25 protein-coding genes are annotated in these 22,890 nt (G+C 63.1%); 21 read left to right on the top strand and 4 right to left on the bottom strand.

Annotated features, from left to right (window positions below):
• Window positions 1-10 precede the first annotated feature (10 nt).
• Window positions 11-226, bottom strand: coding sequence for a DUF6124 family protein (locus tag QK296_RS04335; RefSeq protein ID WP_003187957.1), 216 nt, complete (start codon window positions 224-226; stop codon window positions 11-13).
• Between the two features lie 474 nt (window positions 227-700).
• The gene (locus tag QK296_RS04330; RefSeq protein ID WP_003187956.1) at window positions 701-1,471 is read right to left on the bottom strand and encodes a ParA family protein; all 771 of its coding nucleotides are present in this window, start codon (window positions 1,469-1,471) and stop codon (window positions 701-703) included.
• A gap of 315 nt (window positions 1,472-1,786) precedes the next feature.
• On the opposite strand from QK296_RS04330, the gene QK296_RS04325 reads away from it, so the two are divergent.
• The 20 genes from QK296_RS04325 to QK296_RS04230 all read left to right on the top strand — a co-directional run bounded on the left by QK296_RS04325 (window position 1,787) and on the right by QK296_RS04230 (window position 19,279).
• On the top strand, window positions 1,787-2,506 hold the full coding sequence (locus tag QK296_RS04325; RefSeq protein WP_282390636.1) for a beta-ketoacyl synthase chain length factor: 720 nt from the start codon (window positions 1,787-1,789) through the stop codon (window positions 2,504-2,506).
• Entirely contained in the window at window positions 2,482-3,294 is an 813-nt protein-coding gene (locus QK296_RS04320) for a lysophospholipid acyltransferase family protein (RefSeq protein WP_003187953.1), read from the top strand. Before QK296_RS04325 ends, QK296_RS04320 begins: the two co-directional genes overlap by 25 nt.
• On the top strand, window positions 3,272-3,541 hold the full coding sequence (locus QK296_RS04315; RefSeq protein WP_282390635.1) for a phosphopantetheine-binding protein: 270 nt from the start codon (window positions 3,272-3,274) through the stop codon (window positions 3,539-3,541). Before QK296_RS04320 ends, QK296_RS04315 begins: the two co-directional genes overlap by 23 nt.
• A 9-nt stretch (window positions 3,542-3,550) precedes the next feature.
• Window positions 3,551-3,805, top strand: coding sequence for an acyl carrier protein (locus QK296_RS04310; protein ID WP_003187949.1), 255 nt, complete (start codon window positions 3,551-3,553; stop codon window positions 3,803-3,805).
• Window positions 3,802-4,347, top strand: a complete 546-nt coding sequence (locus QK296_RS04305) for a membrane protein (protein WP_003187947.1) — start codon at window positions 3,802-3,804, stop codon at window positions 4,345-4,347. The genes QK296_RS04310 and QK296_RS04305 overlap by 4 nt, the downstream gene beginning before the upstream one ends.
• Window positions 4,344-6,014 carry an AMP-binding protein gene (locus tag QK296_RS04300; protein WP_282390634.1) on the top strand — a complete coding sequence of 557 codons (1,671 nt, stop codon included), beginning with the start codon at window positions 4,344-4,346 and terminating at the stop codon, window positions 6,012-6,014. The genes QK296_RS04305 and QK296_RS04300 overlap by 4 nt, the downstream gene beginning before the upstream one ends.
• 149 nt (window positions 6,015-6,163) lie before the next feature.
• Entirely contained in the window at window positions 6,164-6,898 is a 735-nt protein-coding gene (locus QK296_RS04295; protein WP_034134722.1) for a glycosyltransferase family 2 protein, read from the top strand.
• Window positions 6,895-7,830: a glycosyl transferase gene (locus tag QK296_RS04290; RefSeq protein ID WP_003187943.1), complete on the top strand. Its 936-nt coding sequence runs from the start codon at window positions 6,895-6,897 to the stop codon at window positions 7,828-7,830. The genes QK296_RS04295 and QK296_RS04290 overlap by 4 nt, the downstream gene beginning before the upstream one ends.
• A complete protein-coding gene (locus QK296_RS04285) occupies window positions 7,814-9,355 on the top strand; it encodes an aromatic amino acid ammonia-lyase (protein WP_057709590.1) in 1,542 nt (513 codons plus the stop codon). Before QK296_RS04290 ends, QK296_RS04285 begins: the two co-directional genes overlap by 17 nt.
• Window positions 9,348-9,773, top strand: coding sequence for an acyl-CoA thioesterase (locus QK296_RS04280; RefSeq protein WP_169856558.1), 426 nt, complete (start codon window positions 9,348-9,350; stop codon window positions 9,771-9,773). Before QK296_RS04285 ends, QK296_RS04280 begins: the two co-directional genes overlap by 8 nt.
• A complete protein-coding gene (locus QK296_RS04275; protein WP_169856557.1) occupies window positions 9,770-10,453 on the top strand; it encodes an outer membrane lipoprotein carrier protein LolA in 684 nt (227 codons plus the stop codon). The genes QK296_RS04280 and QK296_RS04275 overlap by 4 nt, the downstream gene beginning before the upstream one ends.
• Window positions 10,425-12,755 carry an MMPL family transporter gene (locus tag QK296_RS04270; protein WP_282390633.1) on the top strand — a complete coding sequence of 777 codons (2,331 nt, stop codon included), beginning with the start codon at window positions 10,425-10,427 and terminating at the stop codon, window positions 12,753-12,755. The genes QK296_RS04275 and QK296_RS04270 overlap by 29 nt, the downstream gene beginning before the upstream one ends.
• Window positions 12,756-12,788: 33 nt before the next feature.
• Window positions 12,789-14,036, top strand: a complete 1,248-nt coding sequence (locus QK296_RS04265; protein WP_282390632.1) for an NAD(P)/FAD-dependent oxidoreductase — start codon at window positions 12,789-12,791, stop codon at window positions 14,034-14,036.
• Window positions 14,033-14,782, top strand: coding sequence for a class I SAM-dependent methyltransferase (locus tag QK296_RS04260; protein ID WP_034134715.1), 750 nt, complete (start codon window positions 14,033-14,035; stop codon window positions 14,780-14,782). Before QK296_RS04265 ends, QK296_RS04260 begins: the two co-directional genes overlap by 4 nt.
• On the top strand, window positions 14,779-15,261 hold the full coding sequence (locus QK296_RS04255; RefSeq protein ID WP_282390631.1) for a hypothetical protein: 483 nt from the start codon (window positions 14,779-14,781) through the stop codon (window positions 15,259-15,261). Before QK296_RS04260 ends, QK296_RS04255 begins: the two co-directional genes overlap by 4 nt.
• Window positions 15,258-16,424: a beta-ketoacyl-[acyl-carrier-protein] synthase family protein gene (locus tag QK296_RS04250; RefSeq protein WP_282390630.1), complete on the top strand. Its 1,167-nt coding sequence runs from the start codon at window positions 15,258-15,260 to the stop codon at window positions 16,422-16,424. Before QK296_RS04255 ends, QK296_RS04250 begins: the two co-directional genes overlap by 4 nt.
• Entirely contained in the window at window positions 16,421-16,882 is a 462-nt protein-coding gene (locus QK296_RS04245) for a hotdog family protein (RefSeq protein ID WP_003187930.1), read from the top strand. The genes QK296_RS04250 and QK296_RS04245 overlap by 4 nt, the downstream gene beginning before the upstream one ends.
• A complete protein-coding gene (gene fabG / locus QK296_RS04240) occupies window positions 16,879-17,607 on the top strand; it encodes a 3-oxoacyl-ACP reductase FabG (RefSeq protein WP_169913034.1) in 729 nt (242 codons plus the stop codon). Before QK296_RS04245 ends, fabG begins: the two co-directional genes overlap by 4 nt.
• Window positions 17,607-18,833, top strand: coding sequence for a beta-ketoacyl-ACP synthase (locus QK296_RS04235; protein WP_032893933.1), 1,227 nt, complete (start codon window positions 17,607-17,609; stop codon window positions 18,831-18,833). Before fabG ends, QK296_RS04235 begins: the two co-directional genes overlap by 1 nt.
• Before the next feature lie 26 nt (window positions 18,834-18,859).
• Window positions 18,860-19,279: a hypothetical protein gene (locus QK296_RS04230; RefSeq protein WP_282390629.1), complete on the top strand. Its 420-nt coding sequence runs from the start codon at window positions 18,860-18,862 to the stop codon at window positions 19,277-19,279.
• A 38-nt stretch (window positions 19,280-19,317) separates the two neighbouring features.
• Here QK296_RS04230 and QK296_RS04225 read toward each other — a convergent pair whose 3' ends face one another.
• Window positions 19,318-20,211: a LysR family transcriptional regulator gene (locus tag QK296_RS04225; RefSeq protein ID WP_034134713.1), complete on the bottom strand. Its 894-nt coding sequence runs from the start codon at window positions 20,209-20,211 to the stop codon at window positions 19,318-19,320.
• A 124-nt stretch (window positions 20,212-20,335) separates the two neighbouring features.
• On the opposite strand from QK296_RS04225, the gene QK296_RS04220 reads away from it, so the two are divergent.
• The gene (locus tag QK296_RS04220; protein ID WP_169913036.1) at window positions 20,336-21,610 is read left to right on the top strand and encodes an MFS transporter; all 1,275 of its coding nucleotides are present in this window, start codon (window positions 20,336-20,338) and stop codon (window positions 21,608-21,610) included.
• A 99-nt stretch (window positions 21,611-21,709) separates the two neighbouring features.
• Here the strand turns inward: QK296_RS04220 and hemE are convergent, their stop codons facing one another.
• A complete protein-coding gene (hemE, locus tag QK296_RS04215) occupies window positions 21,710-22,777 on the bottom strand; it encodes a uroporphyrinogen decarboxylase (protein ID WP_282390628.1) in 1,068 nt (355 codons plus the stop codon).
• Window positions 22,778-22,890 lie beyond the last annotated feature (113 nt).

Raw genomic sequence — 22,890 nt, 5'->3', positions numbered from 1 at the left:
ATTTCATGCGTTAGGTCAGCGGGGCTTCGCGGTCCATCATCTGGCTGACCAGCATGACGCCCAGTTCGCTTAACTGGTGGATGGCCAGCACTACGTCGCGGTGTTCGCCGGTGAGGTCGTTGGACAGGTTAAGCAGCAAGGTGTGCACCGAGGAGAAGGTTTCGTAGCTGTTGAGCACGAGGGTTTCGGTGGGGAGGTTGGGTGACACGGTATAGAGGTTAGCCATGGATCGTCTCCGGGTTGGGGAGCCGCAACCAGCCCGCTACTAAACGGAGGGTGGCAGCTGTACGCAGGTTAGTAGACCGGGGAGACGCAACCGGCGCGCTCGAAAGCGCCCTCCGTACAGCCACCATCGAATCCAGGAAGATCCTGATCGACGATTTGCCGTACGTCTCACCACGGGCTACTAAACCCGATCACTGAACATTCAGCGACCGGCAAACCTTAGAGACGCCCATCCAGACGCACAAGCCGGCGGATTCTGGCGTAGCTGTAGGCAAGGTTACAAGGCACAAGCCCAATTGCCAGACCCTTCCTACAGACCCTGTGGGACAAATCCAACTCACCTGCCGAAATGCAATCCAAACTGTGGGAGCTGGCTTGCCTGCGATAACGGTGTTCCAGGCGACACATTGACTCAATGTGCCGCCCTCATCGCGGGCAAGCCCGGCTCCCACAGTGTTCGATGTTGCCTGTGGGGTCAGGCATTTTCCAGCAAGTTATGCAGCTCCACAAACTGCTGCGTCAGCTTATGCCGAGGGTCCAGATGAATCAGCGGCTTGCTCTCCTGGTGCGACTCACGCATACGCACAGAGCTTGCAAGGTACACCGGCAGTACCGGCAGCCCTTCGGCAATCAACTCATCGAGAATCTGCTGCGGCAAACTCGCACGAGCCTGAAATTGGTTGACCACAATGCCTTCCACTTCCAGGCCTTCGTTATGGTCGTCCTTCAGTTCTTCGATCTCTGCTAGCAGGCCATACAACGCCTGGCGCGAAAAGCTGTCGCAATCGAATGGAATAAGCACACGATCAGCGGCAATCAGCGCCGAAACCGCATAAAAATTCAGCGCTGGCGGCGTATCCAGGTAAATCCGGTCGTAATCCTCGCTCAATTCATCCAGCAGCTTTCGCAGCTTGTTGATCTTGTGCTTGGCCTCAAGCTTGGGCTGCAGGTCGGCCAGTTCCGGGGTGGCGGTGATCACGTGCAGGTTGTCGAAGGGTGTTTCGTAGATATCCACCCTGTTCTTCTTCGAAAACGGCCCCGTAGACAGGGTTTGCTTGAAAAAATCCGCGATCCCCATGGGGATGTCGTCACCCGTCAGCCCGGTGAGGTACTGAGTGGAGTTGGCCTGTGCATCGAGGTCCACCAACAGGGTTCGATAACCTTCGCTGGCGCTGACCGCCGCCAGGTTGCAGGCGATGCTGGACTTGCCCACACCGCCTTTTTGATTGAACACCACGCGCCGCATGGAAAAACCTCCGTGTATCAATGAATGCCCGAGTGTAGAGCGCAAAAGCGCCCATTAGCTACCTCGTTCATCAGGGCGCCGCATCTGGCTAACAAACAAATAGGAGTGCGCCTATTCCACAGTCGATCAGCCATGACCAAGAATCTGTAAGTTCTTCCAACTTAATTTGTGATCAATAGTGAACAAATTTTCACCACTATTTGCTAGAACTCCACGGCACCGGGATAATGCGCGCCATTCGGCCATTGCTCCCTGTCCCGGAATCCGGGGCCATTGGCCGCACATGGAAGCCCGCAGGGGCGGGATAACTTCTCAGTGATCAACTTCAACATCGCCCAATGGCGCGCCTGGGCTCCTGGCCTTGAGAGTGCGGACGACTGGCACGCCTGGTGCCGGGACCCGGTGTTGCTGCCTGCCAGCGAAGCGTCCCCCGATGTGTCATTTTTGCCAGCTATGCAGCGCCGCCGCTTGAGCCGGCTGGCGCGCATGGCGTTCAGCGTCAGCTGGCCGCTGGCCGAGGGCCTTGAAGACCTGCCGCTGGTGTTCATTTCCCGCCACGGCGAAACCCCGCGCACCCTGGACATCCTCAGCGACCTGGCCAACGAGCAGCCGCTGTCGCCCACTCAGTTCAGCCTGTCGGTGCATAACGCGGTGATCGGCCTGTGGTCGATCCTGCGTAATGAAACCAGCGAGATGACCGCCCTCGCCGCCGCCGGCGATGGCCTCGAACACGGCCTGCTCGAAGCCGCCGCGTTGCTCAACGAAGGCGCACCCGCCGTGTTGCTGGTGATCACCGAAGAACAACCGCCCCAAGCCTATGCCAGCTGGATCACGGATGTACCCTTCCCCTACGCCCTCGGCCTGTTGCTCACGCCGGGCGACGAGTGGCAACTGGAACTCACCACCGGCACTGTCCAACTCACTCAAACCCAGTGGCCCCACGCCCTGAACCTGCTGCGCACCCTGCTGACCGAACAGGGCGCCTGCCAACATGCCTGGAAGAACCGAGTATGGAACTGGCAACGCAAGCCCTGACCCACAAGCCACGGCAGGCCTATTATTGGCGCCTGTTCGCCACGGCCCTCAGCTTTTGCCTGTTTGGCATCGGCGGGCTGTGCCTGCGTTTGCTGGTCTTTCCGTTGCTCAGTTGCCTGCCGGGCGACGCCAGCCAGCATCAACGGCGCGCACGCCACACCATCAGTTGCCTGTTCTGGTTTTTCATTCGCCTGATGAAGGGCCTGGGCATTCTCACGTACAGCGTCGAGGGTGCCGAAAAGCTTGGCCGCCCTGGCCAGATGATCGTCGCCAACCACCCGTCGCTGATCGACGTGGTGTTCCTGATCGGCCTGATGCGCCAGACCAACTGCGTGGTCAAGCAGAGCCTGTTCCAGAACCCGTTCACCCGCAGCCCGGTGCGCGATGCCGGCTATATCAGCAATGACGGCAGTGCCGACATGCTCGATGCCGCAGCCGACGCCCTGCGCGCCGGCCAGACGCTGATCATCTTTCCCGAAGGCACCCGCACCACGCCGGGCGCGGCGCCGGCCTTTCATCGCGGCGGTGCGGCCATTGCGCTGCGTGGTGCGACAATCATCACGCCAGTGGTGATCAAGGTCAGCCCCACCACCCTGACCAAGGCCGAACCCTGGTATCGCATCCCCCACCGTCGATTTCACTTCAGTTTGCGCGTGGGCGCCGATATAGAGCCACAAGCGTTTGCCGCAGTCGGGCCCGCGCCCCAGGCTTCACGCAAGCTCAACGATCACCTGCATCACTATTTCATTAAGGAGCTCGCCGAAGATGAGCGACCAACACCGCCTTGAGCACGACATAAAGACGCTGATCATCGAGGCCCTGGGCCTGGAAGACATCAGCGTCGACGACATTGGCAGCGAGCAGACGCTGTTTGGCGAAGGCCTGGGCCTGGACTCGGTCGATGCCCTGGAATTGGGCCTGGCGATCCAGAAAACCTACGGCATCAAAATTGATGCCGACGCCAAGGACACCCGCAATCACTTCACCAACGTGGCCAGCCTTGCGGCGTTCGTCACGGCCCGACAGGCAGCTTGAGACCGTACCATGCAAACTCGTGACGATATTTTCAACACCCTGCGCGACGCCTTGGTGGAACTGTTTGAACTGCCCCCGGAACGCGTCACCTTGGACGCCAACCTGTACCAGGACCTGGAAATCGACAGCATCGACGCCGTGGACCTGATCGACCACATCAAGCGTCAGACCGGCAAGAAAATTGCCGCCGAAGAATTCAAGGCGGTACGCACGGTGAACGACGTGGTAGAGGCGGTGTACCGTCTGGTCCAGCCCGCCGCATGAGCCGGCTGATCGGCCTTGGCCTGTTATTGGCGGGGCTGCTGTACCCCTTCGCGGTGTATTACGGCACCGAGCACTTTGCACCCTGGCAGTTCGGCTTATTGCTGGGCAGCCTGTGGCTGTTGCGCGCGCTCACCGCTGCGCAGCGCCCGGGCAGCCGTTGGATGGCGGTGGTGGTGATCGTGTTTTGCCTGGCGCTGGCCTGGTTCGATAACCCGCAGTGGCTGCGCTGGTACCCGAGCCTGGTCAGCGGGTTCATGCTGGCGCTGTTCGGCCTGAGCCTGAAATACGGCCCGCCGATGGTCGAGCGCCTGGCGCGCATGACCGACCCGCACCTGCCGCCCCACGCGGTGGTGTATACCCGCCGGGTCACCCTGGTGTGGAGTGTGTTTTTTCTCTGTAATGGCCTGCTCGCCGCCGCGCTCACCCTGTGGGCGCCGCTGAGCTGGTGGACGTTGTACAACGGCCTGATCGCCTACGGGCTGATGGGGCTGTTGTTTGCCGTGGAATGGCTGGTACGACAAAGGGTTCGAGGCCGCGTATGAAAGGGTTGAAACTTGAGCACTTGCTGCTTGAGCCACTGCGGGATCGTGGGGTGACTACCGAGCCCGCCATGAATCACGCGCAATTGTGCGAGCGCTCCTTGAGCCTCGCCGCAGGCTTGCAGGCCCAGGGCATCCGGCGCCTGGCCGTGCACCTGGAAGACGCCGGGCTGCTGGCGATTGCGCTGCTGGCCGCCTGGCGGGCCGGTGCGAGCGTGCTGCTGCCCGCCGACCTGCAACCCCAGACCCGCCAACGCTGGGCCGCTGCCGTGGATGCCTGGCTGGTGGACGCCAGCGACCTGGACGCGCTGTATCAAGCGCCCTTGAGCGCCGCCGCCCTCGACTTGGACAGCTGCCAACTGAGCCTGTGCACCTCCGGCTCCAGCGGCGAGCCCAAGCGCATCGACAAGTCCCTGCGCCAGCTGGCCAATGAAGTAGAGGCCTTGGAAGCGCTGTGGGGCGCAGACCTCAAAGGCGCGTGCATCATCGGCAGCGTCGCCACCCAACACATCTACGGTTTGCTGTTTCGCGTGTTGTGGCCGCTGTGCGCCGGTCGCACTTTCGTGCGCAAGCAACTGGCGTTCCCCGAAGACATGCAGCGCGCCAGCCGTGAGCACCCGCAATTTGCCTGGGTTGCCAGCCCGGCGCTGCTCAAGCGCATGGGCGACAACCTTGACTGGCCGGCACTGAGCCAGGTTGCACGGGTATTTTCCTCCGGTGGCGCGCTGCCGATTGATGCGGCCGGCAGCCTCTATGACCGCTTGCAGCAATGGCCGACAGAAATCCTCGGCAGCTCGGAAACCGGCGGCATCGCCTGGCGCCAGGGCGCGCAGCCCTGGCAGCCGTTTGCAGATGTGCGACTGAGCCAGGATGCCGAGGGCGCTTTACGCATCGCCTCAAAGTACCTGCCCGCAGGGCATATCGAACAAACCGCCGACGCCGCACGCATCCATGCCGATGGCCGGTTTGAACTGCTGGGCCGCCTGGACCGTATCGTCAAGCTGGAAGAAAAACGCATCTCCCTGCCGATGTTGGAGCAAGCGCTGATCGCCCATGAATGGGTGGCCGACACCCGCCTGGGCGTGGTGCAGGAAAACCGCGCGTCCCTGGGCGCCGTGGTGGTGCTCAGCGACGCGGGGCTGCATGCCCTGCGCAACCAGGGGCGCCGCACCCTCACCCAAACCCTGCGCCAGCACTTGAGCCAACATTGCGAAGCCCTGGCCTTGCCGCGCCGCTGGCGTGTGCTGCGCCAATTGCCGCTGAACAGCCAGGGCAAGCTGCCCCAGGCCGATATCGAAGCCTTGTTGCTGGCGCCTCGCCCGAAAGGGCCTGAGGTGTTGGCGCAAGTCGAAACCGAAGGTGAATGGACCTTGCAACTGAGCATCCCACCGGACCTAGCCTATTTCAGCGGGCACTTCCCGGTCACCCCGGTACTGCCAGGGGTGGTGCAGGTGGAATGGGCGTTCAACCTGGGCCAGCAATTGCTCGACCTGCCAACCCGGTTCGCCGGCATGGAAGTGCTCAAGTTCCAGCAACTGGTGCGCCCGGGCGATCACATCGAACTGCACCTGCGCTTTGATCGGGAGCGTAGCAAGCTGTACTTCGCCTATCGCAATGGGGTTGCTGCCTGCTCAAGCGGGCGGATAGTGCTGGAGGCCGCGCATGCATAAGCCGGGTGAGTACTTCGTGCTCAATCGCGGGCAAGCCCGCTCCCACACTGGATCGGTGTCGGCCAACAATCTCATGAGCACAGCAAGTCCAATGTGGGAGCTGGCTTGCCTGCGATGCAGGCGGCCCGGTGTATCGGGTGCCCCCCATCATGCATAACCCCTGCGCTTTAATCCCGGTGTACAACCACGAAGCCGCCGTGCCAGCCGTGGTCCACAGTGTGCTGAAAAGCGGCCTGCCCTGCCTCTTGGTCGACGATGGCAGCAGCGCCGCGTGCGCAGCCGTGCTGGCGCAGTTGGCGAGGCTGGACAACGTCACCCTGCTGACCCTGCCCAGCAACCAGGGCAAGGGCGGCGCCGTGATGGCCGGTTTCCGCGAGGCAGCGCGCCTGGGCTACACCCACGCCCTGCAAGTGGACGCCGATGGCCAGCACGACCTGCGCGAAGTCGAGACCTTTATCCACACCTCACGCCAGCACCCCGACGCCGTCATCTGCGGCTACCCCGAATACGACGACAGCGTGCCCAAGGGTCGCCTGTACGCACGTTACCTGACCCACGTTTGGGTGTGGATCAACACCCTGTCGCTTGAGATTCGCGACTCGATGTGCGGCTTTCGCGTGTACCCGCTGGCGCCGACCCTGGCGCTGATGGACTCGGCCTACATCGGCACGCACATGGATTTCGACTCGGACATCCTGGTGCGCCTGGCCTGGCGCAACCAGCCCATGCGCTGGCTGCCCACCCAGGTGCACTACCCCGCCGACGGCCTGTCGCACTTTCGCTTGTTGCGCGACAACCTGCGCATCAGCGCCATGCACACGCGGTTGTTCTTCGGCATGCTCGTGCGCGCGCCGATGATCCTGTGGCGACGGTGGCAAGCATGAACGACAGCACCAAGCACTGGGCCGACCGCGAAGAACGCGGCAGCTTCTGGCTGATGAAGTTCACCGCGGTCGCGGTAAAAGTCCTCGGCCGTCGCCTGTTGAGCCCGTTGCTCTACAGCATCGTGTTTTACTTCTTCCTGTTCGGCCGCACCGCACGCCACAGCGCCTGGCAATACCAGCAGCGCCTGGCGCAGTGGAGCGGGCGCGACGACCTGCTGCCGAGCCACCGCACCGTCTTTGCCCAGTTCATGGCCTTCGCCGACTCGCTGCTGGACAAGCTCGACGTGTGGAACGGCAAGCTGCGCCTGGAGCAAATCGAGATCAATGACCCAGCGCAGTTGCGCAGCCAACTGCGCGGCGAGCGCGGGCAGATGCTGGTGGGTGCGCACCTGGGCAACCTGGAAGTGTGCCGCGCCCTGGCGGAGATTGGTGAGCAGGTCACCATGAATGTACTGGTGCACACCAAGCACGCCGAGCGTTTCAACCGCCTGCTGGGCGAGGCTGGCGCGACCCATTTACGCCTGATCCAGGTCAGCGAACTGGACCCGGCCACTATGCTGCTGCTCAGCCAGCGCCTGGACGATGGCGAGTGGCTGGCGATTGCCGGCGACCGTATCCCGCTGCACGGCGGGCGCACGGTGCGCGTGGACTTCCTCGGCCATACGGCGGCATTCCCCCAAGGCCCATGGCTGCTGGCGGGCTTACTCAAGTGCCCGGTCAATCTGCTGATGTGCCTCAAGCACCAGGGTCGCTATCGCCTGACCATCGAGCCCTTTGCCGATTTGATCGAATGGAAGCGCAGCACCCGCGAGCAGGTTATCGCCCTGTGGACCGCCCGCTACGCCGCACGCCTGGGCCAGTTCTGCCTGCAAGCGCCCCAACAATGGTTCAACTTTTACCCTTTCTGGAAGACCGATGACCACGCCTCTTGAGCCCATCACCTTTGGTGAACGCCCCCTGCGCATCGAAGACGTGCTGGCCCTGGCCAACCGCCAGGTGCCCACTCGTCTGCAGGACGATGCCGCGTACCGCCAGCGCATCGCCAAGGGCGCGCAGTTCCTCGACTCGCTGCTGGACAAGGAGGGCGTGATCTACGGCGTGACCACCGGCTACGGCGACTCCTGTGTGGTGGCAGTGCCGCTGGAGCACGTCGAAGCGTTGCCGCGTCACCTGTACACCTTTCACGGTTGCGGCCTGGGCAAGTTGCTCGACGCCCAAGCCACCCGCGCCGTGTTGGCGGCGCGTTTGCAGTCGCTGTGCCATGGCGTGTCGGGTGTTCGCGTGGAGCTGCTGGAACGCCTGCATGCCTTCCTCGAAAACGATGTATTGCCACTGATCCCGGAAGAAGGCTCGGTGGGCGCCAGCGGTGATCTGACGCCGCTGTCCTACGTGGCCGCGACCTTGTCTGGCGAACGTGAAGTGCTGTTCCGCGGCGAACGCCGCCCGGCAGCCGACGTACACCGTGAACTGGGCTGGGAGCCGCTGGTACTGCGGCCCAAGGAAGCCCTGGCACTGATGAACGGCACCGCCGTGATGACTGGCCTGGCCTGCCTGGCCTTTGCCCGCGCCGACTACCTGTTGCAACTGGCCACGCGCATCACCGCGCTCAATGTGGTGGCCCTGCAAGGCAACCCCGAACACTTCGACGAGCGCCTGTTCGCCGCCAAACCACACCCTGGGCAGATGCAAGTCGCCGCGTGGCTGCGCAAGGATCTGGCCATCGACGCGCCCACCGCCCCCCTGCATCGCCTGCAAGACCGTTATTCGTTGCGCTGCGCGCCCCACGTGCTCGGCGTATTGGCGGACAGCCTGAACTGGCTGCGCTCGTTCATCGAGATCGAACTGAACAGCGCCAACGACAACCCGATCATCGACGCCGAAGAAGAACGCGTGCTGCATGGCGGGCACTTCTACGGCGGGCATATCGCCTTCGCCATGGACAGCCTCAAGACCCTGGTCGCCAACGTTGCCGACCTGCTCGACCGCCAGCTCGCACTGTTGGTGGATGTGCGCTACAACCATGGCCTGCCGAGCAACCTGTCGGGCGCCCCGGCTGATCGTGCAATGATCAACCATGGCTTCAAGGCCGTGCAGATCGGCACCAGCGCCTGGACCGCCGAAGCACTGAAAAACACCATGCCGGCCAGCGTGTTCTCACGCTCTACCGAGTGCCACAACCAGGACAAGGTGAGCATGGGCACCATCGCTGCCCGCGATGCGATCCGCGTGCTGGAGTTGACCGAACAGGTCGCCGCCGCGACCCTGCTCGCCGCCAACCAGGGCGTGTGGCTGCGCGCCCAGGCCGGGGATGCCCGGCCACTGCCGCCGGCGCTGGCCGCGATGCATGCAGAGCTGGCCCAGGACTTTGCGCCGGTCATCGAAGACCGCGCCCTGGAAGGCGAACTGCGCCTGTGCCTGCAACGCATCGCCGCGCAACACTGGAGGCTGCATGCGTAGCCCGGGCGTGTTGCACAGCGACACTGAAATCCTCGTGCCGTTTTTCGACATCGACACCATGAACGTGGTGTGGCACGGGCATTACGTGAAGTACCTGGAAGTGGCGCGCTGTGCGTTGCTGGACAAGATCGGCCATAACTACACGGCGATGCTCGAAGCCGGCTACGCGTGGCCGGTGATCGACATGCAGCTACGCTATGTGCGCGGCGCGACCTTCGGTCAAACGATCAACGTGCGCGCCAGCCTGGTGGAATGGGAGAACCGCTTGAAGGTGAACTACCTGATTACCGACCGGGCCAGCGGCGAGCGCTTGACCCGCGCCAGCACCGTGCAAGTAGCGGTGGACATCGCCAGCCGCGAAATGCAACTGGCCTCGCCCAAAGTCTTCACCGACGCCGTAGAGAGAGCCCTGAAATGAGCCCCCCTGTAGGAGCGAGCTTGCTCGCGAAGATCGCCAACGATAACGCGGGCCACCTGACACCCCGTGGCGCCCTCAGGTTTTTCGCGAGCAAGCTCGCTCCTACAGTGGCGGCGTTGTTGTTGAGCTTCAGTGCCCACGCCTTTGAGCTGCAGCAGTTGAGCGATCAGCTTGGCAAACCCTCCGTGATCCACGGCCACTTCACCCAGGAAAAACACCTGCGCGCCCTGCCCCAGCCGCTAGTGAGCAAAGGCACCTTCGTGCTCGCCAAGGATCACGGCCTGCTGTGGCTGTTGAAAACCCCGCTGCAACAGGACTACCGCATTACAGCTCAAGGCATTGCCCGCCGCGACGCCAATGGCTGGCAACTGCTGCCAAACAAGAGTGCCGGCGCCGAACAGAATCGTTTGTTCCTGGCGGTACTGCAGGGTGACAGCAGTGGCCTGCAACGCGACTTCGACCTGCAACTGCAAGGTGAGGCCCAACAGTGGAAGCTCACGCTGACCCCACGCTCGCTGCTGCTCAAGCAAGTGTTCACCCAGATCACTATCGACGGCGGCGCGCTGGTGCACAGCATTGAACTGCTGGAAACCCAAGGCGACAGCACGCTGCTGCGCATGCAGGACAGTACCGCCGACCAGCCGTTGAGCGATGCGGAGCAACACGACTTTGCCCAGTGAACGCCTGCTGCCGCGCCTGTTCCTGACCCTGCTGGTGGCCGTGCTGGCCCTGGCCGGCTGGCAGTGGCGTGATGGCGCGCCGTTGTCGGCCAACCTGATGGAGCTGGTGCCCGGCAGCACGCCAGACGCCCTGGAGCTGCAAGCCGAACAACGCATGCAAGAGCCGCTCAACCGCGAAATGCTGGTACTGGTGGGGCATGCCGACCGTCAGCAAGCGGTGGCCGTGGCGCAGCAACTGGGTGAGCGCTGGCAGGCCAGCGGCCTGTTTGAAAAGGTGCAGTGGAACCTGCAAGCCGACTTGCCAGCGTTGCGCGAACAACTGCTGCGCGGGCGCTTGTCGATGCTCTCAGCCAAAGACCGCGAGCAACTGATCCAACAGCCTGAGGCGTTCATCCAGCAACGCGTGCAATCGCTGTTCGACCCCTTCACAGGTTTCAGCCTGGTGCCCAGCCAGGACGATTGGCTCGGCCTGACAGGGCGCATCCAGAACAGCCAACCGCAACACGGCGCGGTGCAAATGGACATCGGCAGCGGCGCCTTGATCGCCGATGCCGACGGCAAGAGTTGGGTGCTGCTGCGGGCGCGCACCACCGGCAACGCCTTCGACATGAAGCTGCCGCTGCAAGTGGCAGACTTGCTGAAGGCCAGCCGCGAGCAAGCCGGCGCACATGGCGCGCAACTGCTCGCCGCCAGCGGTTTGCTCTACGCGGCCAACGGGCAACAGCAGGCCACGCGGGAAATGACCTGGGTCGGCGGCGGCGCCACCTTGGGCATTCTGTTATTGCTGTTGCTGGCGTTCCGGCGCTGGCGGGTGTTGCTGGCGTTCGTGCCGGTGCTGGTGGGCATGCTGTTTGGCGCGGTGGCGTGCGTGGCGTTGTTTGGGCATATGCATGTGATGACTCTGGTGCTGGGTTCCAGCCTGATCGGCGTGGCGGTGGATTACCCGCTGCATTACCTGTCCAAAAGCTGGAGCCTGCAGCCGTGGCGCAGCTGGCCGGCATTGCGCCTGACCCTGCCAGGGCTGAGCCTGAGCCTGGCCACCAGCGCTATCGGCTACCTGGCGCTGGCCTGGACGCCATTCCCGGCGCTGACCCAGATTGCGGTGTTCTCGGCTGCCGGCCTGGTCGGTGCCTATCTGTGCGCCGTGTGCCTGTTGCCCGCGCTGCTCAAGGGCGTGGAACTGCGCCCGGCGCAATGGCCGCTGCGTGTTGCACAAGGCCTGTGGCAGATGCGTACGGCCCTGCTCAAACGCGTGCCCAGTTCGGTACTGCTGGTGTGGGTGCTGCTGTTCTGCGCGGCCGGCCTGTGGCAACTGAACACTAAAAACGATATCCGCCAATGGATCGGCGCGCCGCCGCAGTTGCTGCAAGAAGCTCAGGCCGTGGCGCGCATCACCGGGTTCCAGCCCACCAGCCAGTTTTTCCTGGTGCGAGCGGACAATCAGCAGCAGTTGCTGGAACGCCAGGCCGCCCTGGGCAAACGCTTGGACCAGTTGGTGCAGATGGACAAGCTTCAGGGCTACCTGGCGCTCAATCAACTGGTCAACCTCCCCGACGAACAACAACAGCTGCGCGAGGCGCTGAGCAACCTGGCGCCATACTGGCAACCGCTACTGGACCTCGGCGTGCCCCTCACTGCCCTGCAAGCCGAAGTGGCGCAGTTGCAGGCGCTGCCCACCGCAGACATCGACGCCGCACTGCGAGGCCCGCTGGCCGAGCCCTGGCGCACGCTGTGGCTCGGCCCGGTGAACGGCGGCGTGGCGGCCATGGTCAGCCTGCAAGGCTTGAACAACCCGGCGTTGCTACGGGTGCAGGCGCTGGACTTGCCCGGCGTGCAGTTGGTGGATCGCCTGGGTGACTTGAACCGGGTGTTTGCCGACACGCAGATCAGCGCTGCCGAATTGAAGTTGCTGTCTTGCGTGCTGATCGTGCTATTGCTGATTGCGCCCTTCGGCGTTGGCGGCGCCTTGCGTATCGTCGCCCTGCCGCTGCTGGCCGCGTTGTGCAGCCTGGCCAGCCTCGGTTGGCTGGGCCAGCCACTGACCCTGTTCAGTCTGTTTGGCCTGTTGCTGGTCACGGCCATCAGCGTTGACTATGCGATTTTGATGCGCGAGCAGATCGGCGGCCCTGCCGTCAGCCTGTTGGGAACACTGCTGGCGGCGCTGACGACCTGGTTGTCGTTCGGCCTGCTGGCGGTCTCCAGTACACCGGCCGTGAGCAATTTCGGCTTGTCGGTCAGCCTGGGCCTGGCGTTCAGCTTTATGCTGGCGCCCTGGGCCGGCAGGCAGAAACACGCCTTATGAATGTGATTAGCGCCCATGCGGCAAGGAGCCCTCGTGCCCACAGTTGAAATGGAACGTCGCCAGGTGGTGGTGATCGGTGCCGGGCCTTCCGGTGCCATCGCGGCCGCGCTGTTAAAGCGCAAAGGGCATGATGTATTGATCATCGAGCGCGAGCATTTCCCGCGCTTCTCGATTGGCGAAAGCCTGCTGTCGCACTGCATCGACTTTATCGAAGAAGCCGGCATGCTCGACGCTGTGCAAGCGGCAGGCTTCCAGGTAAAAACCGGCGCCGCATTCGCTTGGGGCGAGCGCTACAGTGCCTTTGATTTCAGCGACACCTTCAGCAACGGCAAGCCCACCACCTTCCAGGTGCAGCGCGGCGAGTTCGACAAATTGCTGGCCGACCAGGCGGCGCTGCAAGGCGTGGAAATCCGCTATGGCCAAACCATTGTCGGCGTGGATTTTTCTGCCGAGAGCCGGTATTTGCATGTGCGCCGCCAGAATGGCAGCGAGTACCACCTCAAGGCCAGGTTCGTGCTCGATGCCAGTGGCTATGGCCGTGTGTTGCCACGCCTGCTGGACCTGGAAGCACCGTCGAATTTCCCGCTGCGCCAGGCCGTATTCACCCACGTCGAAGACCGTATCGAACACCCAGGCTTTGACCGCAGCAAAATCCTGGTGACCACTCACCCGACCAAGCGCGATATCTGGTTCTGGACCATCCCGTTCAGTAACGGCCGTTGCTCGGTGGGCGTGGTCGCGGCCAAAGAGCATTTCGAGGGCGCCGACAGCGACCTCGACGCCTGCCTGCATGGCTTTATCGAGCAAACCCCAAGCCTGTCCGGCGTGCTGCAAAATGCCGTGTGGGACACCCCGGCGCGCACGATCGGCGGCTACGCGGCCAACGTCAAAACCCTGCACGGCCCAGGTTTTGCGCTGCTGGGCAACGCGGCGGAATTCCTCGACCCGGTGTTCTCTTCCGGCGTGACCATTGCCATGCGTTCGGCGAGCATGGCCGCGGGTGTGCTGCACCGCCAATTGAGCGGCGAAACGGTGGACTGGCAAACCGAGTTTGCCGAGCCGCTCAAGCGCGGTGTCGATACCTTCCGTTGCTACGTCGAAGGCTGGTATGCGGGCACGTTCCAGGACGTGATTTTCCATCCTGGCAGTTCACCGGAGATTCGCCGCATGATCAGCTCGATCCTGGCCGGTTACGCCTGGGATGAACGCAACCCGTTTGTCAGCGAGCCGAAGCGGCGCTTGCGGATGTTGTCGGATATTTGTGCGAGTGAAGCGGTATGAGCAGCCCTGGCGTTGAAAAAAACTACCTGAGTCAAAACTACGTCGAAGAAACCAAGTTCGGTTTCTGGTTCCTGCGCAGCCATACCTGGCAGCATCACGTGTTGCGCGTGGCGATCAATGACCTGCGCAGCCTGTTCAGCGAGCCGCTACCGGTGGCGCCGGTGTTGTTGGATGCTGGTTGCGGCCAGGGCAAATCCTTCCAGTTGCTGCATCAGGTGTTCGCACCTTCGCGCCTGATCGGCCTGGATGCCGACCCCCACAGCCTGGCACTGAGCCGCGAAGAAGCTGCGCGCCTGGGGCTGGACGTCGAACTGATCGGCAGCGACTGCGCGACCCTCAACGTGCCGGATGCCAGCGTCGATATCCTGTTCTGCCACCAGACCTTCCATCATCTGGTGGAACAACATCGCGCACTCAAGGAGTTCTATCGGGTGCTCAAGCCGGGCGGCTATCTGCTGTTTGCCGAATCCACCGAAGCCTACATCGACACCTGGGTGATTCGCTGGCTGTTCCGCCACCCGATGCATGTGCAAAAGAGCGCCGAAGAGTACTTGGAGATGCTGCGCGAGCAGGGCTTTGAGTTCGCTGCACAGAACATTTCGTACCCTTACTTGTGGTGGAGCCGTTCCAGTGACTTCGGCCTGCTGGAACGCTGGGGCCTGCGCAAGGCACCACCCGTGGGCCAGCGCGAGGAAACCCTGGTCAACTGCGTAGCGCGTAAACCTGTGGAGAATGCGGCCCCATGATGCGCCTGCTGTTGATAAGTTGCCTGCTGCTGCTCGGCGCCTGCGCCAGCCAGGCACCGTTGCCGGAAAAAACCCCGGCCCTGGCCTTGCCGATGCAACTGCATGTGCAGCGCCTGGCGGACGGCCAGAGCCAGGACTGGCTGCTGGTGATCCAGCGCGAAGGCCGCGCGATTCGCTGGTCGATGATGGACCCGCTGGGCATTCCCCAGGCCCGGCAAAAACTGCTTGATGGGCAGTGGCAGGCCGACGGGTTGCTGCCGCCCAATCCCCAGGCACGGGAGTTGTTTGCCGCGCTGCTGTTTGCCCTGACCCCGGCTGGTGATGTGCCCGCGTTGTATCCGCACGCTCAGGCGATGGACCTGACGCGCACGCTGCCGGGCCACTGGCAGATTGTTTATCAGTCTTCCGAGGTGTTCAGCGTGAACATGGCCGACCCGCCGCTGAGTTATCGCATCAGCCCGCTGGGTGTGAGCCGATGACCGTCTACCTCAATGCCCTAGGCGTGATCTGCGCCCTTGGCCGTGGCCAGGCGCAAGTCAGCCGCAACCTGTTTGCCGGCGACTGCTCAGGCATGCGCGCCGAAGGCGGCTGGGTGCCGGAGCGCGTAGTGCCGGTGGCCGCCGTACAGGGTGAACTGGCGAGCCTGCCCCCGGAACTGGCCGAGCAAAGCAGCCGCAATAACCAGTTGCTGCTGGAAGCGGCGCTGCAGATCGAGGATGAGATTCGTCAGGCCATCCAGACCTACGGCCCTGGCCGGGTCGGGGTTGTGCTCGGCACCAGCACCTCGGGCATTGACGAAGCCAGCCGTGGCATTGCCCATTACCTGCAAAACACGCAGTTCCCCGCTGACTACGATTACCAGCAACAGGAACTCAGCGCCCCGGCCAACTTCCTCGCCGACTGGTTGAACGTGAGCGGCCCGGCCTATGTGATTTCCACCGCCTGCACCTCCAGCGCCCGTGCATTGATGAGTGCCCAGCGCCTGTTGGACCTGGGGGTGTGCGAAGCGGTGATCTGCGGCGGTGTGGACAGCCTGTGCAAGCTGACGCTGAACGGGTTTACCGCGCTGGAAGCCGTGTCTGCGGAGCGCTGTAATCCGTTCTCGGTGAACCGCAACGGCATCAATATCGGTGAAGCGGCGGTGCTGTTCCTGATGAGCCGCGAGCCGGCACCGGTTGCCCTGCTGGGCAGCGGTGCCAGTTGCGACGCGCACCATATCTCCGCGCCCGAGCCCGGCGGCAAGGGCGCGTTGCTGGCCATGCGCAAGGCCCTGGCCAGTGCAAAACTTTCGCCCGAGCAGATCGGCTACCTGAACCTGCACGGCACCGCGACCCAACATAACGACGCCATGGAAAGCCTGGCAGTCGCCAGCCTGTTTCCCGGCGGCGTCGCCTGCTCGTCGACCAAGCCCATGACCGGCCACACCCTCGGCGCGGCCGGGGCCCTGGAAGCCGCGTTCTGCTGGCTGAGCCTGACCCATCGCCTGCTGCCACCGCATGTATGGGACGGCCACCCCGACCCGGCTATGCCCGCGTTGCAATGGGTGCGCAGTGGCGACACCTTGAAAAAACCCTGCCTGATGAGCAACTCGTTTGCCTTCGGCGGTAACAATGTCAGCCTGATAATCGCAGAGGCCCCATGATCGATTGGCCACTCGCCGAACTGCTGCCCCACGCGGGCGACATGATCCTGATCGACCAGGTGCTGTCGTTCGATGAAGAGCAGATTCACACCCGCGTCACCGTCAAGCCCGGCGGCCTGTTCAATCGTGCAGACGGCAGCTTGCCGGCCTGGGTCGGCATCGAGCTGATGGCGCAAAGCGTCGCCGCCTATGCCGGTTGCCATGCACGCCAGCAAGGCAAGGCCGTGGAGCTGGGCTTCCTGTTGGGCACACGTAAGTTCGAGTGCAACGTGGAGCACTTTGCGGCCGGCGCCGAACTGAACATCCACGGCCTGCGCTCCCTGGAAGACGACAACGGCATGGGTGTGTTCGAATGCCACCTCACCGGCGACGGCATCCAGGCCAGCGCGCGCTTGAACGTATTTCGACCGCCCCAGGCGGCCAACTATTTAGCTGAATCGAAGGACGAAACGCCATGACTGAATCCGTACTGGTCACCGGCTCCAGCCGTGGCATCGGCCGCGCCATTGCCCTGCGCCTGGCCCAGGCCGGCCATGACATCGTGTTGCATTGCCGCAGCGGCCGTGCCGAAGCCGACGCGGTACAGCTCGAGGTCCAAGCCCTGGGGCGCAAGGCCCGCGTGCTGCAGTTCGACGTGGCGGATCGCGCTGCGTGCAAAGAGATCCTTGAAACCGATGTGGAGCAGCATGGCGCCTATTACGGCGTGGTGCTCAATGCCGGCCTGACCCGCGACGGCGCCTTTCCTGCCCTGTCGGAAGACGATTGGGATGTGGTGATGCGCACCAACCTGGATGGTTTCTACAACGTGCTGCACCCGGTGATGATGCCGATGATCCGGCGCCGCGCCGCCGGGCGTATCGTGTGCATCACCTCGGTGTCCGGCTTGATCGGCAACCGCGGCCAGGTCAACTACAGCGCGTCCAAAGCCGGCTTGATCGGCGCAGCCAAGGCGCTGGCCATCGAATTGGGCAAGCGCAAGATCACCGTCAACTGCGTGGCGCCGGGCCTGATCGACACCGCGATGCTGGATGAAAACGTGCCGGTAGAAGAACTGATGAAAATGATCCCGGCCCAACGCATGGGCACGCCGGAAGAAGTCGCTGGCGCCGTGAACTTCCTCATGTCGGCCGAAGCCGGCTACATCACGCGCCAGGTGCTGGCCGTGAACGGGGGCCTGTGCTGATGAAGCGCGTTGTCGTCACCGGCATGGCCGGCGTGACCTCCCTGGGCAGCGACTGGGACACCATCGCCGCGAACTTTCGCGCCAACCGCAGCGGCATCCGGCGCATGGATGAGTGGGACCGTTTCACCGAGTTGAACACGCGCCTGGCCGGCCCTATCGACGATTTCGTCGTGCCCGCGCACTGGACGCGCAAGCAGCTGCGCAGCATGGGCCGCGTCTCGCGCCTGGCGGTGTGGGCAGCAGAGCAGGCCTTGCAGGACGCCGGCTTGCTCGGTGACGAGTCGATCAAGGACGGGCGCATGGGCGTGGCCTGTGGTTCGTCCACCGGCAGCACCGATGAGATCAAGGCGTTCGGTAATATGCTGCTCAACTCGGTGGCCGAGGGGCTCAATGCCAACTCTTATGTGCGCATGATGCCGCACACCACGGCGGCGAATATCAGCATCTTTTTTGGCCTCACCGGCCGGCTGATTCCCACCTCCAGCGCCTGCACCAGCGGCAGCCAGGGCATTGGCTACGCCTATGAGGCGATCAAGTTCGGGCGTCTGCCGTTGATGCTCGCAGGCGGCGCGGAAGAACTGTGCCCCACCGAAGCCATGGTGTTCGATGCGTTGTACGCCACCAGCCTGAAAAACGATGCGCCGCAAACCAGCCCGCGCCCCTACGACAGCGGCCGCGACGGCCTGGTGATCGGTGAAGGTGGCGGCATGTTGGTGCTCGAAGAGTTGGAGCACGCACTCGCGCGAGGCGCGCATATTCATGCGGAGCTGGTCGGCTTCGGCAGCAACGCCGACGGCCAGCACACCACCCGCCCGGAACAGAAAACCATGCGCCGCGCCATGGAGCTGGCCCTGGAAGACGCAGGTCTTGAACCGTCCGCCATCGGCTACGTGAACGGCCACGGCACGGCCACCGATCAGGGCGACATCGCCGAAACCCTGGCCACCAGCAGCCTGTTTGGCAGCCGCATGCCGATCAGTTCGCAGAAAAGTTTCCTGGGGCACACCCTGGGTGCGTGCGGGGCGTTGGAGTCGTGGTTCAGCATCGAGATGATGAACCGCGACCAGTACGTGCACACCTTCAACCTGGACGCGGTCGACCCGCAATGCGGCGAGCTGGACTACCTGCAAGGTGGCTTTCGCCAGATGCACAACGACTACGTGATGAACAACAACTTTGCCTTCGGCGGCGTCAACACCTCGTTGATCTTCCGCCGCTGGAGCTGACTTTTTAATCGACTGGAGAAAACGGAATGTCTTCCCTGCTACGCGCTACCCTGATCACCCTGGCCCTGCTGACCACGGCTGGCTGCACCAGCAAACCCGTGCTCAACACCCAGCACGATTTGCCGGCCACAAGCCAGGTCAGCGAAGAAAAAATGAAACAGGTGATCGTCGCCGCCCTGCAAAAACGCGAGTGGACGGTGCAACGCCTGAGCCCGCAACTGGTGCAGGCCGAGATCACCGTGCGCGGCCAGTTCTACGCCGCCATCGACATCCGCTACACCCGCAACAGCTACGCCATCACCTACCGCGACAGCCGCGACCTGGGCTACAAGGACGGCAAGATCCATCGCAACTACAACCGTTGGGTGAGCATGCTGGATCGGGATATTCTGGCGGGGCTGCGTACTTACAGCGTGAATGAAGCAAATACTTCGCCCCAAAACTGACCCCCCTGTGGCGAGGGAGCTTGCTCCCTCGCCACAGGTTATTGAGCGGCCTTACGCGTCAACAACTCCACAAACCCTTTCGCCATCGGCGTTTGCGCGCCCTTACGCTGCACCAGCCACACCGCCGTCACCGCCTGCGGGTCGAGCAAGGTGCGATAGACCACGCCATCAATGCGGATGCGCTGGTAGGACGCCGGCAGCACCGACACCCCCAACCCCGCTGCCACCAGCCCGATGATGGTCATCGCTTCCCCCGCTTCCTGGGCAAAGTGCGGGCTGAACCCGGCGTCGCGAGCCAGGTTGAGCAATTGTGCGTACAGGCCGCTGCCGTAACTGCGCGGGAAGAACACAAAAGGCTCCTCGGCCAATTGCTCCAGGTGCAAGCCGCGCTCGCTGCCTTGGGCCAACGGGTGGCCGGCGCTCAGTACCGCTACCAAGGGTTCGCGCATCAACTCGACCACGCTCAGTGAGTCGGGCAAGGGCAAAGGCCGCATCAGCCCCACCTGAATCGACTCATCCACCAGCGACTCGGCCACTTGGGTGCTACTCATTTCTTGCAAGTTCAGATGCACCGCCGGGAATGCCTGGCGGAAGGCAAAGATCGCCCGGGGAATGCTCGCGTTGAACGGCGCAGACGAGGTGAAGCCGATCTTCAACTCACCCAGCTCGCCCAACTGCGCACGCCGCGCCACATCTGCCGCCTTGTCGACCTGGGCCAGTACCAAGCGTGCCTCTTGCAAGAACAAGCGCCCTGCCTCGCTCAGCTCGACCCGACGATTGGTGCGCTCGAACAAGCGTGCGCCCAGCTCGTGTTCCAGCGCCTGGATCTGCTGGCTCAGGGGTGGCTGCGAGATGCCCAGCACCTGCGCGGCGCGGCCGAAGTGCAGTTCTTCGGCAACGGCGATGAAGTAGCGCAAATGGCGGAATTCCATGCAAACCTCATTAGGTCGTAAAAACTATCAAACAGGTCGAACAATATATTGGAAAGCATCATTAGCCAGCTATATTCTTTTTTGCATTGTCAGTCCTGGCAGACTTTCCTCCCCGAGGTCCCCCGTGAATCCTGCTGTTGCTCCACTTGCCCAACACACCCCGCCCTCAGCCCTCGATGAGGTGGTGGCGCAGCTTAATGACGCGTACATCGAAAAAGGCACGCCGATGTTCATGCGCACGGTGCTGGCGCTGTTCTCCGGCGGCTTCGCCACGTTTGCCTTGTTGTATTGCGTGCAGCCGATGATGCCGGCGCTGTCCCATGAATTTTCCATCAATGCGGCGCAAAGCAGCCTGATTCTGTCCGTCGCCACCGCGATGCTCGCCTGCGGCCTGCTGATCACCGGGCCGATATCCGACAGGCTGGGGCGCAAGCCGGTGATGGTTGCCGCGTTGTTCTGTGCGGCGCTGGCCACCATCGCCAGCGGCTTGATGCCGAGCTGGGAGGGCATCCTGTTGATGCGCGCACTGGTGGGCCTGTCCTTGAGCGGCCTGGCCGCCGTGGCCATGACCTACCTCAGCGAAGAGATCCACCCGCAGCACATCGGCCTGGCCATGGGCCTGTATATCGGCGGCAATGCGATTGGCGGCATGAGCGGGCGCCTGATCATCGGCGTATTGATCGACTTCGTCAGTTGGCACACCGCAATGCTGATCATCGGTGCCCTGGCGTTGATCGCTGCCACAGTGTTCTGGAAGATCCTCCCCGAATCGCGCAACTTCCGCGCCAGCAGCCTCAAGCCGCGCAGCCTGGTGGACGGCTTCGTCATGCACTTCAAGGACGCCGGCCTGCCGTGGCTGTTCCTTGAAGCCTTCCTGCTGATGGGCGCCTTCGTGACGATGTTCAACTACATCGGCTATCGCCTGCTCGCCTCCCCCTACGATCTGAGCCAGGCGGTGGTCGGCCTGCTGTCAGTGGTGTACCTCTCGGGCATCTACAGCTCGGCCAAGATCGGCTCCCTGGCCGACCGCCTCGGTCGCCGTCGGGTGCTGTGGGCTACCATCGTGCTGATGCTCGCCGGCATCGCCCTGACACTGTTCACCCCGTTGTGGCTGGTGGTGCCAGGCATGCTGGTGTTCACCTTCGGGTTCTTCGGCGCCCACTCGGTCGCCAGCAGCTGGATCGGCCGCCGTGCGGTGAAAGCCAAGGGGCAGGCGTCGTCGCTCTACTTGTTCTGCTACTACGTGGGGTCGAGCATTGCCGGGACGGCGGGAGGGTTCTTCTGGCATTTTGCCGGGTGGAACGGGATTGGCGGATTCATTATCGCGCTACTGATCGGCGCGTTGCTGGTGGCGTTGAAGCTGGCGAAGTTGCCGCCACTGGGGAATATGCAGACCTGACGCGATTGGCTTTATGTGGGAGCTGGCTGCCTGCGATGGCGGTGTTGAATTCGCCGCCGCCATCGCAGGCAAGCCAGCTCCCACAGTTTGTTTTGCGTTTTACTCGTGGTACTGCGCCGACAGTTCGTGCACTGCGCGCAAGAACGCACCCGCGTGCTCCGGGTTCACTTCCGGGGTGATACCGTGGCCAAGGTTGAACACGTGGCCACTGCCTTTGCCGTAGCTAGCCAGGATGCGCCGTACTTCGGCGCGGATCGCTTCTGGCTTGGCGTACAGCACGGTCGGGTCCATGTTGCCTTGCAGGGCCACCTGGTTGCCGACGCGACGGCGCGCTTCGCCGAGGTCACAGGTCCAATCCAGGCCCAGTGCATCCGCGCCCGCGTCGGCGATGCTTTCCAGCCACAGGCCGCCGCCTTTGGTGAACATGATCACCGGCACCTTGCGGCCTTCGTGTTCACGGATCAGGCCGCTGACGATCTTGCGCATGTAGGCCAGGGAGAATTCCTGGTACGCCGCCGCCGACAGGTTGCCGCCCCAGGTATCGAAGATCTGCACCGCTTGCGCACCGGCCATGATCTGGCCGTTGAGGTAGGACGTGACCGACTGCGCCAGCTTGTCCAGCAACAGGTGCATGGCTTGCGGGTTGTCGTAGAGCATGGCCTTGGTCTTGCGGAAGTCTTTCGACGAGCCGCCTTCGACCATGTAGGTGGCCAGGGTCCATGGGCTGCCGGAGAAGCCGATCAGCGGCACGCGGCCGTTGAGCTCGCGGCGGATGGTGCTCACGGCGTCCATCACGTAGCCCAGGTCTTTGTGTGGATCAGGGATCGGCAGGGCTTCGATATCGGCCAGGGTGCTGACGACCTTCTTGAAACGCGGGCCTTCGCCGGTTTCGAAGTACAGGCCTTGGCCCATGGCGTCGGGGATGGTGAGGATATCGGAGAAGAGGATGGCCGCGTCCAGTTGTGGGTAGCGGTCCAGCGGCTGCATCGTGACTTCGCAGGCGAACTCCGGGTTCATGCACAGGCTCATGAAATCGCCCGCATTGGCGCGACTGGCGCGGTATTCCGGCAGGTAGCGACCGGCTTGACGCATCATCCACACCGGGGTGACGTCTACGGGTTGCTTGAGCAGGGCACGAAGGAAACGGTCGTTCTTGAGGGCAGTCATGTCGGCATCCGCAAAAAAAGTGCGGGCATTTTCTCAGAGCGCGACGCAAAAGGCACGGAATGCACCGTGCCTTTTGTCTATCGGGTCAATTTGTCGCGGCAATGCCGCCGCAG

It is taken from the genome of Pseudomonas sp. AL10, assembly GCF_029960685.1.
In the GTDB taxonomy this organism is placed as follows: Bacteria; Pseudomonadota; Gammaproteobacteria; order Pseudomonadales; family Pseudomonadaceae; genus Aquipseudomonas; species Aquipseudomonas lactis.
Note: the sequence above shows the minus strand (reverse complement) of the source record. Positions and strands in the feature narration are given on the sequence as shown.

What these genes read in the sequence shown, in the direction of transcription:
- QK296_RS04270 (WP_282390633.1), top strand. Translation starts at nt 10,425, where the DNA reads ATGCGGAGCAACACGACTTTGCCCAGTGAACGCCTGCTGCCGCGCCTG.
- QK296_RS04275 (WP_169856557.1), top strand. Translation starts at nt 9,770, where the DNA reads ATGAGCCCCCCTGTAGGAGCGAGCTTGCTCGCGAAGATCGCCAACGAT.
- QK296_RS04235 (WP_032893933.1), top strand. Translation starts at nt 17,607, where the DNA reads ATGAAGCGCGTTGTCGTCACCGGCATGGCCGGCGTGACCTCCCTGGGC.
- QK296_RS04285 (WP_057709590.1), top strand. Translation starts at nt 7,814, where the DNA reads ATGACCACGCCTCTTGAGCCCATCACCTTTGGTGAACGCCCCCTGCGC.
- QK296_RS04300 (WP_282390634.1), top strand. Translation starts at nt 4,344, where the DNA reads ATGAAAGGGTTGAAACTTGAGCACTTGCTGCTTGAGCCACTGCGGGAT.
- QK296_RS04225 (WP_034134713.1), bottom strand. Translation starts at nt 20,211, where the DNA reads ATGGAATTCCGCCATTTGCGCTACTTCATCGCCGTTGCCGAAGAACTG.
- QK296_RS04280 (WP_169856558.1), top strand. Translation starts at nt 9,348, where the DNA reads ATGCGTAGCCCGGGCGTGTTGCACAGCGACACTGAAATCCTCGTGCCG.
- QK296_RS04230 (WP_282390629.1), top strand. Translation starts at nt 18,860, where the DNA reads ATGTCTTCCCTGCTACGCGCTACCCTGATCACCCTGGCCCTGCTGACC.
- QK296_RS04335 (WP_003187957.1), bottom strand. Translation starts at nt 226, where the DNA reads ATGGCTAACCTCTATACCGTGTCACCCAACCTCCCCACCGAAACCCTC.
- fabG (WP_169913034.1), top strand. Translation starts at nt 16,879, where the DNA reads ATGACTGAATCCGTACTGGTCACCGGCTCCAGCCGTGGCATCGGCCGC.
- QK296_RS04295 (WP_034134722.1), top strand. Translation starts at nt 6,164, where the DNA reads ATGCATAACCCCTGCGCTTTAATCCCGGTGTACAACCACGAAGCCGCC.
- QK296_RS04290 (WP_003187943.1), top strand. Translation starts at nt 6,895, where the DNA reads ATGAACGACAGCACCAAGCACTGGGCCGACCGCGAAGAACGCGGCAGC.
- QK296_RS04315 (WP_282390635.1), top strand. Translation starts at nt 3,272, where the DNA reads ATGAGCGACCAACACCGCCTTGAGCACGACATAAAGACGCTGATCATC.
- QK296_RS04255 (WP_282390631.1), top strand. Translation starts at nt 14,779, where the DNA reads ATGATGCGCCTGCTGTTGATAAGTTGCCTGCTGCTGCTCGGCGCCTGC.
- QK296_RS04330 (WP_003187956.1), bottom strand. Translation starts at nt 1,471, where the DNA reads ATGCGGCGCGTGGTGTTCAATCAAAAAGGCGGTGTGGGCAAGTCCAGC.
- QK296_RS04260 (WP_034134715.1), top strand. Translation starts at nt 14,033, where the DNA reads ATGAGCAGCCCTGGCGTTGAAAAAAACTACCTGAGTCAAAACTACGTC.
- QK296_RS04250 (WP_282390630.1), top strand. Translation starts at nt 15,258, where the DNA reads ATGACCGTCTACCTCAATGCCCTAGGCGTGATCTGCGCCCTTGGCCGT.
- QK296_RS04310 (WP_003187949.1), top strand. Translation starts at nt 3,551, where the DNA reads ATGCAAACTCGTGACGATATTTTCAACACCCTGCGCGACGCCTTGGTG.
- QK296_RS04305 (WP_003187947.1), top strand. Translation starts at nt 3,802, where the DNA reads ATGAGCCGGCTGATCGGCCTTGGCCTGTTATTGGCGGGGCTGCTGTAC.
- hemE (WP_282390628.1), bottom strand. Translation starts at nt 22,777, where the DNA reads ATGACTGCCCTCAAGAACGACCGTTTCCTTCGTGCCCTGCTCAAGCAA.
- QK296_RS04245 (WP_003187930.1), top strand. Translation starts at nt 16,421, where the DNA reads ATGATCGATTGGCCACTCGCCGAACTGCTGCCCCACGCGGGCGACATG.
- QK296_RS04320 (WP_003187953.1), top strand. Translation starts at nt 2,482, where the DNA reads ATGGAACTGGCAACGCAAGCCCTGACCCACAAGCCACGGCAGGCCTAT.